The organism is Stenotrophomonas sp. AG209 (genome assembly GCF_003550055.1).
GTDB lineage: Bacteria > Pseudomonadota > Gammaproteobacteria > Xanthomonadales > Xanthomonadaceae > Stenotrophomonas.
The window spans coordinates 1,034,987-1,048,345 of record NZ_QXDB01000001.1 but is presented as its reverse complement, the minus strand read 5'-3'; the positions used below and the strand labels follow the sequence as shown (position 1 = coordinate 1,048,345).

Below are 13,359 nucleotides of genomic sequence, written 5' to 3'. Positions count from 1 at the left end.
GGCCCTGACCGATGACCCTGCACGCCGCCAACGTCGCCTCGCCGTTCCCGCAACAGGCGCTGCCGCCGTGGCGGCGTGCAGTGCTGAAGGTCGGCAGCAGCCTGCTGGCGGCCGATGGTGGCGGCCTGTCGCCACGCCACGCGCTGGGCCTGGCCCAGTTTGTTTCCGCCAACGTACTGGCCGGGCGCGAGGTGGTGATCGTCTCCTCCGGTGCGGTTGCGGCGGGGCGCGCGATCCTGCCGCGGGCCGATGAACCCGGTGCGGCGATGGCGGCGCGGCAGGCCCTGGCCGCGCTCGGCCAGGCGCAGCTGATCGGGCTCTGGCAGCGATTCTTCGAGCGCCCGGTGGCGCAGGTGCTGCTGACCCACGACGACCTGCGCAACCGCCGCCGCTACCTCAACGCACGCGCTACGCTGAGCGAACTGCTGCGCCTGGGTGCGCTGCCGGTGGTCAACGAGAACGACACCGTGTCGGTGGACGAACTCAAGCTCGGCGACAACGACAACCTTGCCGCGACCGTGGCCGCACTGGTCGATGCCGATGCGCTGTTCATCGCCACCGACATCGACGGCCTGTACAGCGCCGACCCGCGCACCGTGGCCGACGCGCGGCCCCTGCACGACGTACCGGAACTGAGTGACGATGTGCTGGCGATGGCCGGTGGCGCTGGCTCGCGCGCCGGTACCGGCGGCATGCGGACCAAGCTGGAGGCGGCGGCCAAGGCGGGCCGTCTTGGCATCGAGACCTACCTGTTCAACGGCCGCAGCAGCGACGTGGTGCGCGCGCTGGCGCAGGACCGCCTGTTCGGCACCCGCATCCATGCCGCACGCAGCCGCGAGGCCGCCCGCAAGCACTGGTTGCGGCACGCGCCGCTGGCCGAGGGCGCGATCATCATCGATACCGGTGCGGCACAGGCGATGCGCGAGAAGGGCGCCTCGCTGCTGCCCGGTGGCATCACCGGTGCTGAGGGCGCGTTCCGCCGCGGTGACATGGTGCAGGTGTGCTGGATCGCGCCGCAGGGGCGTGTCTGTGTCGCCCGCGGCGTCAGCCAGTACGCCGCCGATGACGTGCGCCGGATCGCCGGCCACCATTCGCGCGACATCCAGGCCGTGCTCGGCTACAACTACGGCGGCAGCGTCGTCCATCGCGACGACCTGGTGCTGCCATGAACGGTTTGAAGGACACCCCGATGAGCGAAATCGAAGCGCAGGTGCGCGCCTGCCGCGATGCGGCGCAGATCGTTGCCGGCCTGGACAGCGCGGCGCGGCGCACGCTGCTGCTGGCGATGGCGCAGGCACTGGAAGTGAATGCAGGGCTGATCCTGGCCGGCAACGCGCGGGACCTCGCCGCCGCGCGTGACAAGGGCGTTGGCAGTGCCATGCTCGATCGCCTGGCGTTGGACCCGGCGCGCCTGTTCGCGATGGCCGAAGCGGTACGCGAAGTGGCGGCACTGCCCGATCCGGTCGGCCAGGTCACCCGCGACGAGGTACGTCCGAACGGCATCCGGGTGCAGAAGGTACGCGTTCCGCTGGGGGTGATCGCGATGATCTACGAAGCCCGCCCGAACGTGACCGCCGAAGCGGCCGCGCTGTGCCTGAAGGCGGGCAATGGCGTGATCCTGCGCGGTGGTTCCGAAGCGATCCACTCCAACACCGCCATCGCCCAGGCGCTGGCCGGTGCATTGAAGGCCAACGGCGTACCGCCGGCGGCGGTGACCGTGCTGACCGACCTGCGCCGTGAAGCGATGCTCGAACTGCTGCAGCTGCATGAGCTGATCGACCTGGCCATTCCGCGCGGTGGCGAAGGACTGATCCGCTTCGTTGCCGAGCATGCGCGCGTGCCGGTGATCAAGCATTACAAGGGCGTCTGTCACCTGTTCGTGGATGCCAGTGCCAACCTCGGCAAGGCCATCGACCTGCTGGTGGACGGCAAGTGCAGCCGTCCTGCGGCCTGCAATTCACTGGAGACGCTGCTGGTGCATCGTGATGTGGCCGAAGCGTTCCTGCCGCGCGTGGCGCAGGCGCTCGGCGAGCGCGGCGTGCAGCTGCGTGCCGATGCACTGGCGCAGCCGCTACTGCCGGGCAGCATATTGGCCACCGAAGACGACTATGCCGCCGAGTTCCTTGATCTTGTGCTGGCGGTGCGCGTGGTTGACGATCTCGACGCTGCCATCGCGCACATCCGTACCTACACCTCCGACCATACCGAAGTGATCGCCACCGAAGACGCGGGCAACGCCGAGCGCTTCGTCACTGCACTGCGCTCGGCGGTGGTGATGGTCAACGCTTCGTCGCGTTTCTCCGACGGTGGCCAGCTGGGCCTGGGCAGCGAGATCGGCATTTCCACCACGCGCCTGCACGCCTACGGCCCGATGGGGCTGGAAGCGCTCACCGTCGAACGATTTGTCGTGCGCGGGGAAGGGCAGACGCGCAAGTAGATCCACGCCATGCGTGGATGCTCTTCGCGGTAGACCCCGGTGCCGACCAAGGTCGGCACCCACCAGAGAGAACGCCGACCAAAGTTGGCATCGGTCTACACCACCTCGCGGCGGATGCCGATCGGCCGCGCGTGATCGTCCATGTGCAGCGTTGCGGCCTTGCAGCCCAGCAGGCGTTCGGCCAGCCCGGTGCTGGCGCCCAGGTCGGCGGCCACCTCGTTGAGGCTGGCCAGCGGCCGCGGCAGGCGGCGCTCGCGGCCACGGAAACGGGCGCGGTTGTACTCGGCCCAGCCGATCAGCAGCACGCTGGCGCACAGCAGCATCAATGGCAGCGCGACCAGCACGTACGGGTCGAACTGGTTCTGCCGTTCGTACAGTTGCCGCCAGGCCAGCTGGCCACCGATCAGCCACGAGAGCAGGGTCACCAGGGGCGCCCACAGGTAGAAGTAGAAGCCCCAGAACGCCAGGGTGACGAAGCCCCAGGCAGTGCGCTGGAAGCGTGGCTGGCGGTGCGGCTTGCGGATCATCCGCGAGTCGAAACGGTTGGACGGGCGTTGCGCGTTCATCGGATCCCCCGGTCAGGGCTGGTCCAGGTGGCCCGCTTGCTGCGACGGCGCAGCAGCGTCTTCGGCAGCGCCACCAGGGTGGTGGAAAGGCTGATCAGCCAGTACGCCATCGGGTACCAGATGACCCAGAAGTAATTGCGTCCAATCTGTGTCTCGTAACGCCGGTCGATGATCAGGCTGCTGGCGAACTGCAGCAGGCAGACCAGTGCCAGGATCACGCCATGCCACTCCGGCAGCAGGCTGGCGATATGCAGCTGCGGCGGCAGCTCGATGAACTTGCCGAGTGCCCACAGCAGCACGATGAACAGCATGGTGTAGGCCCACACCACGCTCAGCACGTACTCCAGCAACACGCCCCACATGCGGCGCTCTTTCCAGTGCAGCAGCGAGCGCGCGTGGCGCAGCATCACCTCCACGCCACCCTGGGCCCAGCGCAGGCGCTGCCGCCACAGCCCCTTGAGCGTTTCCGGCATCAGGATGAAGCACAGCGCGTTGGGTTCGTAGCGGATATCCCAGTGCGCGCGCTGCAGGCGCCAGCTGATGTCGATGTCCTCGGTCACCATGTCATCCGACCACCAGCCGACCTGGTGCAGGGCGGTGCGGCGGAAACCGGCGATCACGCCGGAGATGGTGAAGATGCGCCCGTACACCCGCTGCGCCCGCTTGATCATGCCGATGATCGAGGAGAACTCGGCCACCTGCAGGCGCCCGAGCAGGGTGGAGCGGTTGCGGATGCGCGGGTTGCCGGTGACCGCGCCGACCCGGTTGCCACTGACCAGGTGCCAGATCATCCAGTGCAGCGCGTGTTCTTCCAGCATTGCATCGCCGTCGATGCACACAAGATATTCCGAGCGTGCCGCCAGCGCGCCCATGCGCAGGGCGTTGGCCTTGCCCAGGTTGCGATCCAGGTGCAGCACGCGCAGCCGCGGGTACTTCGCGGCCAGCGCATCCAGGCGGGCACCGGTGTCGTCGCTGCTGCCATCGTCGATGGCGATTACCTCGTAATCGGCCGGATAGCGCTGTGCCAATGCCGCACCAAGCGTGTCGCCCAGGTTCTCCGCTTCGTTGTGGCAGGGAATCAGCAGGGTGGCGAACGGTGGATCGATCATCAGCGGTGGATCGTTGCGTGGCCGCGAATGCCGCTCGCGCCGGAAGTAGTAGTAGAGGCCACCGGACATCCAGAAGAACGCCATCACCATCGGGTAGTAGAAGGCGAACTGGAACAGGACCTGCAGCAGCGGATGCATGTCCATGTCACTTCTCCGGGTACGGGAAGTTGCCGGCGGACATCGCCGCGCGGGCATCGCGGGTGGAGGGCTGGTCGGCGATGAAGTCATCCGGGTACCAGGCGAAGTGGTGCACGCCCTGCGCCTGCAGCTGGCGGATCTGCGCACGCAGGCGCTCGGCGGGAATCGGCTGCCCGCTGCGCCAATCGACGGTCTGCAGCTCGAACAGCGTGTGCTGAAGCTGCGGGTCGTGTGTGCGTACCGCGGCCAGCAACTGATCGAGCCAGCGCTCGGGGTGCTTGCTGCCTTCCATCCACGGCATCGCCATCAGCGCCGTCTGGTCGTAGGCCTTGTTGAACAGGTCCAGGCGCTGCGCGAACCAGGCTTCGCTCTGCGGGCGGAGTACCGGCTCGGCATACAGGTTGCGCACCGTTGCCAGTTTCGGCCGCCAGCGCTGCGCGCTGTCGCGCAGGGCCAGGGTGAAGTCGATCAGTGCCTGGGTACGTGCGCTGCCATCCTCGCCGGCCGCCAGCGCGGGCAGCTCGGTGTCGCGCAGGTAACCGTCGTCATGGAACAGCAGGCCTTCGAAGTAGGAATTGACCGCCAGATCCTCGTAGATGTCGAGCATGATCTGCCTGGCCTTCGGGTTGGTGAAATCCAACCGGTACATGCCGTCGGCATCACCATTTCGGATCGCCAGCGCCTTGCGCTGCACCGGGTCGGGCAGCTCGAAGCCGAGCACCGGCAGCCACGCGTAGACCTTCACCCCGGCGCGGGATTTCAGCTGCCAGGCGACGCGGCTGAACAGGTCCGCCCGCATCGGCATGTGCCGGTTCGGGAAATACAGCGCATCGGCGGTGTTGTTGCCGTCCGGGTCGGCGAAGGCCTGCAGATAGACATGGGTCGGCGCGATGCGCTTGACCCGCTCGATCAATGCATCGAGATTGCGTGCCTGCTGCGCCGGATCCGGGTCATATACATCGTCCAGGTCGATCTGCAGGGCGCGGATGCCATCGAGCGCGATATCACGGCGCAGCTCATAGGCCAGGCCTTCCACCGTCGGGTTGTCGCTCACCAGCAATCGCGCCAGCCCGTGCAGGTCGCTGGCCACCGTGGTGCTGCGGCCTTCCAGGTCGAACGAGACCGGCATGCCCAGCTGCTCGGCGATGTCGTTGCTCAACTGGTTGTAGGCCGCGTACGGCCAGACGATCGCGCGCGGACGTACGCCGAGATGCTGTTCGATGCGCTGCGCGCTGCGTGTGAGGTCGGTGCGCAGGCGCTGCTCATACTGCGCCTCGCTTTCGTAGCTGTGCGTGGCGGGGGTGTAGATGCGGGTGACCACGGCGGGCGTGGAATTGCCCTGTGGGTTGGCAATCACGCCGTGGTGCAGGTCGTCGGTATGGCTGGCCACTTCGATCAGGCCGCTGTCGTGCATCTGCTTCAGCTGCGCCCAGGTGACGAAATCATCGTGGCCGAACGGGCGGTAGCCGTAGTCGATGGTGCGGCCCGGTGCCATGTCCACGTAGTCGGTGATCACCGCCACCAGGGCCGGGTAATGGTAGGCCTGCAGCAGCGGGAAGGCCTTGTCGTAGACGCTGCGCAGGCCATCGTCGAAGGTCAGCAGCACCGGTTTCGGCGGCAGCGTGGCACGGCCCTGCGAGGCTTCGATCACCTGCGACAGCGAGACCGGGTGATAGCCATGCGCGCCCAGCCAGTCCAGGTGCGCGGCGAAGTTCTGCGTGCTCACCGCATAGGTATCGGCATCGCCCTTGGCGGCCACCTGGTCGCGGATGTCGTGGTAGCTGAGGATCAGCAGGCCGTTGTCGATCGCATCAAGATGCAGGGGTTGCTGCGCGAACGCCGGCGGCACGCTGGCCAGCAGCAGGAGCACGATCAGTCGCAGGATGCGGGCCATGTCAGTCTCCCCAGCGCAATGCGGCTTCGAAGCCGATATGGCGTTCGCGATGGCCGTCGTAGACCGGCCGTGACCAGCGCACGCCGTACTCGAACACGCGGCCGGGGCCCAGCTGCCACTCATGCATGTAGGACACCGACGGCACCAGTGCGCTGCCGAAGCCGTCCTGCCAGTAGTCGCCCAGCGAGACGGTCAGCCGGTGCCGGAAGTGGCGCTCGTAATGCCGCCACAGCTGCTGGTCGATGCGCAGGCCGATCTCGACCATGCGGTCGCGTTTCGGGTTGAAGTAGGGCGCATCGTCGCGGCTGCCACGACTGGTGTAGGCGCTGGCCAGGCCATCGATCAGCCAGCGGGGGCGGGTCAGCAGGCGCTGTTCCAGGCTGGTGCTGAACAGCTCGCGATGGTTGCCATCGTCATAGCGGAAGCGGCTGGCGCCGAACATCCAGTGGGTGAGCTCGCTGCGCCGGTAGTCCACCTGTGCGCTCACGCTGTCGGCGGTGATGCCGGCCGCGCGCGCCTGCATCGAGGCGTCCGGATCATTGCGCGCGGCCACCACGCCGGCATGCCAGTAATCGTTGAACTGCCAGCCGACACCGGCGCGCAGGCCGGTATCGCCGATGTGGTCGTTGGCGCGCAGTACGGCTGCTTCTGCGTCCAGCCGCCCGAAGCGGTAACGCACGCCCGCGCCCAGCCACAACGGATCAATGCGCTGGTCCTGGAAGTCGGTCGAACGCCGGTCGGCGAGGGCGAACAACCGCCAGCGGTCATCAAGGATCGGCGTCTCCACTTCCACGCCGTAGTGGCGATCGTTGTTGCCCAGTGGCGAGGTGCCACCGCCCCCGGAGCTGTGGCCGATGTCGGTCCATGCCTTCAGCTGCCAGCCGCGATGCGCACGCCAGGCCTGGTCCATGCGTTCGACCGCCGGCTGGGTGGGATAGCGCGCGACCAGGTCATCGTGCAGCGGTCGCGCCAGGTCGTCGCGCTGCAGGGCAACGTAGGCTTCTTCCATGCCCAGTCGCGGTTCGATGTCACGCGGGTCCAGCGCGTGCGCCATCTGCTGGCGCTGCAGCGCCCTGCGTGGCCAGCCGCGCATCATGTAGACGCTGCCCAGCGCACTCTGCAGCCCGCCGTTGCCGGGTGCGATCTCGACCATCGACTCCAGGTCGTGCTGCGCGGTGTGCAGGTCACCGCTGTAGGCGCGCACCATCGCCAGGTTGAGGTCGGCCTCGTAGCGCGACCAGTTCGCGTAGGGCGACTTGCCGTTGCTCCAGCGCCAGGCCGGCTCCTTGTCACGCCATGCCTGCAGCAGGTCGATGGCCTTTTCCTGCTGCTCGCTTTCCAGGTAGGCGTAGGCCAGCTCCGAATGCGAGGCGTCGCGTGTCGGGTCGCCGGCCACGGCGGCCTGCAGCACCGGAATGGCTTCCTCCGGGTGCAGGGTGCCCATCAACGAATCGCCCACTGCGGGCAGCACGTAGTCGGGCAGGGTGTGGCCTTCGGCCTGCAGTGCCCGGGCTTCCTCGCGGACCTGTGCATGGCGGCCCAGCCGGTTGAGCAGGATCAGGCGGTCCATGCGGATCCGCAGCGGTGCCTGCGCGGGCGGCGTGCCTTCGCCGCCAAGGTAGCGCTGCATGCGGGCCAAGGTCGATTCGGCCTCTTCCAGGCGGCTGTCCTCGCTGCTGCTGTAGGCCAGGCTCCAGACCACCAGCTTGGCCAGGTAGTCGCCTTCAAGGCGCTGTTTCTGTGCATCGTCGAAGAGTTGCGGGCGCTGCTGGTACAGCTCCCACGCGCGCCAGGCGTTGCCGATGTCGCCCAGCGTCAATACGCGCAGCTTGAACAGCAGGTCGTCGTTGGGTTGCTGCTGGCTGGCGCGCTCGATCGCGCCCAGGGCGTCCAGCCAACGCGCCTGGTCTCGATAGCGGCCGATCTCGGCCAACGCCGCGTCGCGGTCGGGCGGGGCAGCGCTGCTGGCCCAGGCCAGGGCGGTGCAGGCAAGGCCGACGCAGAGCGCCAGCCGGCTGTGGACAACCATTGGGGACCCCCTTGGCTTCCGAACCAGACAACCTGTGAAAATGTGACGCACATCACATGCCAGATTCTGGGATGGCCGTGGCCTGCGTCACTCCCTTCGTGCATGCCGCCCAGCAAGGGCGGGTACAACCCGGACAGCGACCTGCAATGTCTTGTCTGAAACGAAAGTCCCCCGCACACCGAGTGGTGTTCCGGGCGGCGACGCCGCCCCCATGCCCGATGCCGGCACGCGGCAAGGATGGGCATTCACCGGCACTATCCGCCCGGAATTGTCAGTCCAGCGTCAAGATGCGTGTGAAGACGGATGGCGGGTCGACGAGGCCGGCAGGCGGCCCCGGCCGCTTACCAGAGATCTTCCAGCTTGCGCGGCTTGCAGGCCACCCACGAGGCGCACAGCATCAGGGTGGCGCAGCCGAACAGGAAGCTGAACGGGAGGGTCCAGCCGTCGCTGACCGTGTGCAGCCAGCCCACCAGGAACGGGCCCAGGCAGCTGAAGCTGTAGCCCACGCCCTGCATGAAGCCGGACAGCGCCGCCGAGCCGGTCGGGGTGCGCGTGCGCAGGTTGATCAGCGTCAGTGCCAGCGGGAAGGTGGACGGGCCGACACCGAGCAGGCAGGCCCACAGCAGTGGCGCCTTCATCGGTGCCAGCAGCAGGCCGGTGAAGGCGATCACGAACGAGAAGAAGCCGATCAGCACCAGCGGGAACGGGTTCTGCAGACGCACCGCCATCGATGGAATGACCAGCGACGGCAGCAGGCCCAGCGCCGAGAACACGGCGACCATCACGCCACCGAACGCGGGCGTGCCACCGGCCTCGACCACGATGCGCGGCAGCCAGGTGAACATCGAGTAGGTCATCAGCGAGGTCATGCCGAACATCAGCGTCATGCTCCAGCCCAGCGACGTGCGCCAGACCTTGCCGTGCGGCTGCGCGGTCGGATCGGACGCGTCGGTCTGCGGCTTCGGCGCGCGCGTGGCCAGCACCAGCCACGGCAGTGCGGCAGCCAGCGCCAGCAGCGCCCACATGCCCAGCGAGACGCGCCAGCCTGCGGCGTTGGCCACCGGCACCGCCAGCAGCGCCGGCAGCATCGTGCCCAGCTGCAGCACGCTGATGTAGAGCGTGCTCATGGTGCCGACCTTGTTGGCGAAATAGCGCTTCACCAGCGGTGGCACCACCACGTTGCCGATGCCCATGCCGGCCAGTGCCACCACCGAACCCAACAGCAGCGTGCCGACGTTGCCGGCGCTGGAGCGCAGCAGCAGGCCGGCCATCGCCATCACCATCGCCAGCAGCGTGGTGCGCTCCAGCCCGAGGCGCCGCGCCAGTGCCGGCGTGGCGACGCCGAACAGCGCGAACGAGGCGGTCGGCAGCATGCCCAGCACGCCGGTCATGGTGGTGCCGAAGCCGAACTGCTGGCCGAGCACGTCCAGCAGCGGGGTGATCGAGGTGACCGCGGTGCGCAGGTTGATCGCTGCCAGCAGGATCGCAGCGAACGCGAGGACGCGCCCGTGCAGCAGCGACGGCGAATCGGAAGTGGAGGAACTCATCGGTGGTCCTTGCAGGTGTCGCACGCCGGGGCAATGGCATGCAGCGCCGGCATCGGTCTACGCCGAAGCGGCAGGTGGGGGAGGGGCTGCTGGCGGGCCGGCAGCGCGGCCATTGTACGTGCGGGCTCCGGCAAGGTCCCGTCATGCGGGCGGCCGGGTGCCTGATACAAAAAAACCCGGAGGACAGTGATGTCTTCCAGGCTTCTTGGTGACCACCGAAGTGGTCGGGGAGACAGGATTCGAACCTGCGACCTCTACGTCCCGAACGTAGCGCTCTACCAGACTGAGCTACACCCCGAAGGGAGCCGCCTATTCTAGCGATTTACCCCGATGGCGGCAAGGGGTAAATGCCGTTTTCTTCACACTACCGAAGCAGTGCCACTTCAGGGAACAAAAAAGCCTGGACGACTTCCCCAGGCTTCAATGCGACCACCGAAGTGGTCGGGGAGACAGGATTCGAACCTGCGACCTCTACGTCCCGAACGTAGCGCTCTACCAGACTGAGCTACACCCCGAAGGAGCCGCCTAAGATACCGTGTGAAGGCCAGGGCGGCAAGGTTTTTTTACAGCTCAGCGACGATTTTCTTTCTCGATGCGGTTCTGCTCGCGGGCTTCGAACCACATGCCGTTGAGGATGGCCACCGTCGAGGCGAGGCCGGCGCCGAGAATCCAGGCGAAATACCACATGATCAGTCTCCTTCATTCCGGGTAGGTGCCGACCGTTGGTCGGCACACGTGCAGGCGATCAATACGCGTTCGGGTTGTTGCCCATTTCTTCAGTGGTGGTCTTGCCCTTCAGCACGCGGTACACCCAGGTGGTGTAACCGATGATGATCGGCAGGAACACCGCCGTGGCCAGCAGCATGATCCACAGGGTCAGGTGGCTGGACGAGGCATCCCACACGGTCAGGCTGGAGGTGGGCTGGCTCGAGGACGGCAGCAGGAACGGGAAGATGGCGAAGCCGACGGTCAGGATGATGCCGGCGATGGCCGCACCGGAGGCAATGAAGGCCAGGCCGCCGCGACGGGCACGCAGCAGCACCGCACTGGCCAGCAGGCCGGCCAGGCCGAGCAGCGGGGCCAGGATCGTGGCCGGCATCGTGCTGTAGTTGCGCATCCAGCCACCGGCGGCGCCGAGTTCGGCGGTCTTCAGCAGCGGATTGGTGGCGCCATCGGTGACCACCTGCGAGGTGATCTGGTAACCCGGCAGGCCGAAGGCCACCCAGGCGCCACCGACCGCGAACAGCACGAAGGCGATGATCGCGGCGATGCTGCCGAAGCGGGCCGCACGCTCGGCCACCGGGCCATCGGTCTTCAGCACCAGCATGGCGGCACCGTGGGCGACCAGCATCGACACGCTGAGCAGGCCGGCCAGCAGCGCGAAGGGCATCAGCAGGCCGAAGAATGAGCCGGTGTAGAAGATGCGCATGCTGTCATCGAAGTGGAACGGCACGCCCAGCACCACGTTGCCCACCGCCACGCCCATGATCAGCGCCGGGATGAAGCCACCGATGAACAGCGCCCAGTCCCAGGTGTTGCGCCAGCGTTCGCTGGGCATCTTGCTGCGGAACTTGAAGCCGACCGGACGCAGGATCAGGGCGAACAGGATCACGAACATCGCCAGGTAGAACCCGGAGAAGCTGACCGCATACAGCGGCGGCCAGGCGGCGAAGATCGCACCGCCACCGAGCACCAGCCATACCTGGTTGCCTTCCCAAACCGGGCCGATGGTGTTGATCACCAGCCGGCGCTCGGCATCGTTGCGGGCGACGAAGGGCAGCAGGGTGCCCACGCCCAGGTCGAAACCATCCATCACGGCGAAACCGATCAGCAGGATGCCGAGCAGCAGCCACCAGATCACGCGCAGCGTGGTGTAGTCCAGAAGAATGAAATCCATCTTGGTTCTCCTGCCTCAGGCCTGGCCGGCGGCCGGCGCCGAGGCATTGTGGGAAGCATGCGGCTGGGGCGACTGCAGCGACGGCAGCACCTCGTCCGGACCCTTGCGGATCGCCTTGAGCATCAGCTTGATCTCGACCACGATCAGCGCGGTGTAGATCGCGGTGAAGCCCGCCAGGGTCAGCACGATTTCATGCAGGGCCAGGCCCGATGCCGCATAGAAGGTCGGCAGCACGCCGTCGACCGCCCACGGCTGGCGACCGTATTCGGCCACGAACCAGCCACATTCGATCGCGATCCACGGTGCCGGCAGCGTCCACAGGGCCAGCTTGAGGAACCAGCGCTTGTCCTGGAAGTTGTTGCGGCAGGAGTAGTAGAAGGCCAGCGCGAAGAAGGCGATCAGGTAGAAGCCCAGGCCGGCCATCACGCGGAAGGTCCAGAACAGCGGCATCACGCGCGGCACGGTGTCCATCGCCGCCTGCGAGATTTCCTGCGGGGTGGCGTTGAGGATGTCATCGCGGTAGCGCTTGAGCAGCAGGCCATGGCCCAGGTCCTGCCAATGGCGGTCGAACATCTCGCGCGCCTCAACGTCGTTCTTGTTGGCGCGCAGGCGTTCCAGTGCACCGTAGGCCAGCTGGCCACCGCGCACGCGGTGCTCGGCACGATCGACCAGTTCCAGGATGCCCGGGATCGGCTGGTTCAACGAACGGGTGGCGATCAGGCCCATCAGGTACGGGATCTTCACCGCGTAGTCGTTCTGGTGGGTTTCCTGGTTCGGGATGCCGAAGGCGGTGAAGTCGGCCGGTGCACGCTCGGTCTCCCACATCGCTTCGATCGCGGCCAGCTTCATCTTCTGGTGTTCGCTGGCGGCGTAACCGCTCTCGTCACCCAGCACCACCACCGACAGCGACGACAGCAGGCCGAAGGCTGCGGCCACCGCGAACGAACGGCGGGCCAGGTCCTTGTGCTTGTTGCGCAGCAGGAAGAGGGCGCTGATCGCCATCACGAACACCGCACCGGTCACGTAACCGGCACTGACGGTGTGCACGAACTTGGCCTGCGCCACCGGGTTGAACACCACGGCCATGAAGTCGACGACTTCCATGCGCATGGTTTCCGGGTTGAACACCGCACCCGTCGGGTTCTGCATCCAGCCGTTGGCGATCAGGATCCAGATCGCCGACAGGTTGGTGCCCAGCGCCATCAGCCAGGTCACCATCAGGTGCTTGACCTTGGTCAGGCGGTTCCAGCCGAAGAAGAACAGGCCGACGAAGGTGGCTTCCAGGAAGAACGCCATCAGGCCTTCGATGGCCAGCGGCGCACCGAAGATGTCACCCACGTAGTGGCTGTAATAGGACCAGTTCATGCCGAACTGGAATTCCATGACGATGCCGGTGGCGACGCCCATGGCGAAGTTGATGCCGAACAGGACGCCCCAGAACAGGGTCATCCTGCGCCAGATCTCCTTGCCGGTCATCACGTACACGCTCTCCATGATGGCCACCATGAAGGACAGGCCGAGGGTGAGCGGTACGAATAGGAAGTGGTACATCGCGGTCAGCGCGAATTGCAGCCGCGACAGTTCTACGACTGTCTGATCAATCATGGCCTGGCTACCTCGTGGATAGTGCCGTTGCAGGTGGCGGGAAGGGTGGTCTACGACGCGAATGATGTGACCGACTACTTCAAACAGCCTTGATCCAGATCAATGTATGAACAGGTGTGCGAAGGGATCGTATGCGA

The 13,359-nt window shown here is 66.6% G+C and carries 10 protein-coding genes and 2 tRNA genes; 2 read left to right on the top strand and 10 right to left on the bottom strand.

Annotated elements, in window-relative coordinates:
• Positions 1-11 precede the first annotated feature (11 nt).
• Together proB and DFO63_RS04870 are read left to right on the top strand one after the other, a co-directional pair.
• The gene (gene proB / locus DFO63_RS04875; protein ID WP_049442784.1) at positions 12-1,169 is read left to right on the top strand and encodes a glutamate 5-kinase; all 1,158 of its coding nucleotides are present in this window, start codon (positions 12-14) and stop codon (positions 1,167-1,169) included.
• The gene (locus DFO63_RS04870) at positions 1,166-2,437 is read left to right on the top strand and encodes a glutamate-5-semialdehyde dehydrogenase (RefSeq protein ID WP_049442785.1); all 1,272 of its coding nucleotides are present in this window, start codon (positions 1,166-1,168) and stop codon (positions 2,435-2,437) included. Before proB ends, DFO63_RS04870 begins: the two co-directional genes overlap by 4 nt.
• Before the next feature lie 95 nt (positions 2,438-2,532).
• On the opposite strand, the gene pgaD is transcribed toward DFO63_RS04870, so the two are convergent.
• The 10 genes from pgaD to DFO63_RS04820 form a co-directional block, all read right to left on the bottom strand.
• Positions 2,533-3,003 carry a poly-beta-1,6-N-acetyl-D-glucosamine biosynthesis protein PgaD gene (gene pgaD / locus DFO63_RS04865; RefSeq protein ID WP_049442786.1) on the bottom strand — a complete coding sequence of 157 codons (471 nt, stop codon included), beginning with the start codon at positions 3,001-3,003 and terminating at the stop codon, positions 2,533-2,535.
• A complete protein-coding gene (pgaC, locus tag DFO63_RS04860) occupies positions 3,000-4,256 on the bottom strand; it encodes a poly-beta-1,6-N-acetyl-D-glucosamine synthase (RefSeq protein ID WP_049442787.1) in 1,257 nt (418 codons plus the stop codon). Before pgaC ends, pgaD begins: the two co-directional genes overlap by 4 nt.
• A 1-nt stretch (position 4,257) precedes the next feature.
• The gene (gene pgaB / locus DFO63_RS04855) at positions 4,258-6,144 is read right to left on the bottom strand and encodes a poly-beta-1,6-N-acetyl-D-glucosamine N-deacetylase PgaB (RefSeq protein WP_119006537.1); all 1,887 of its coding nucleotides are present in this window, start codon (positions 6,142-6,144) and stop codon (positions 4,258-4,260) included.
• Position 6,145: 1 nt separating this feature from the next.
• Positions 6,146-8,173 (bottom strand): poly-beta-1,6 N-acetyl-D-glucosamine export porin PgaA, encoded by a 2,028-nt coding sequence (gene pgaA, locus DFO63_RS04850; RefSeq protein WP_119006536.1) that lies wholly within the window; start codon positions 8,171-8,173, stop codon positions 6,146-6,148.
• Positions 8,174-8,514: 341 nt separating this feature from the next.
• The gene (locus tag DFO63_RS04845; RefSeq protein WP_014037847.1) at positions 8,515-9,720 is read right to left on the bottom strand and encodes an MFS transporter; all 1,206 of its coding nucleotides are present in this window, start codon (positions 9,718-9,720) and stop codon (positions 8,515-8,517) included.
• Positions 9,721-9,941: 221 nt separating this feature from the next.
• Positions 9,942-10,018, bottom strand: a tRNA-Pro gene (locus DFO63_RS04840).
• A gap of 140 nt (positions 10,019-10,158) precedes the next feature.
• A tRNA-Pro gene (locus tag DFO63_RS04835) sits at positions 10,159-10,235 on the bottom strand.
• Positions 10,236-10,290: 55 nt separating this feature from the next.
• Entirely contained in the window at positions 10,291-10,407 is a 117-nt protein-coding gene (cydX, locus tag DFO63_RS04830) for a cytochrome bd-I oxidase subunit CydX (protein ID WP_005410354.1), read from the bottom strand.
• Positions 10,408-10,465: 58 nt separating this feature from the next.
• On the bottom strand, positions 10,466-11,617 hold the full coding sequence (gene cydB / locus DFO63_RS04825) for a cytochrome d ubiquinol oxidase subunit II (RefSeq protein ID WP_014037846.1): 1,152 nt from the start codon (positions 11,615-11,617) through the stop codon (positions 10,466-10,468).
• 15 nt (positions 11,618-11,632) lie between these two features.
• Positions 11,633-13,222, bottom strand: coding sequence for a cytochrome ubiquinol oxidase subunit I (locus DFO63_RS04820; protein WP_014037845.1), 1,590 nt, complete (start codon positions 13,220-13,222; stop codon positions 11,633-11,635).
• Positions 13,223-13,359: the final 137 nt, after the last annotated feature.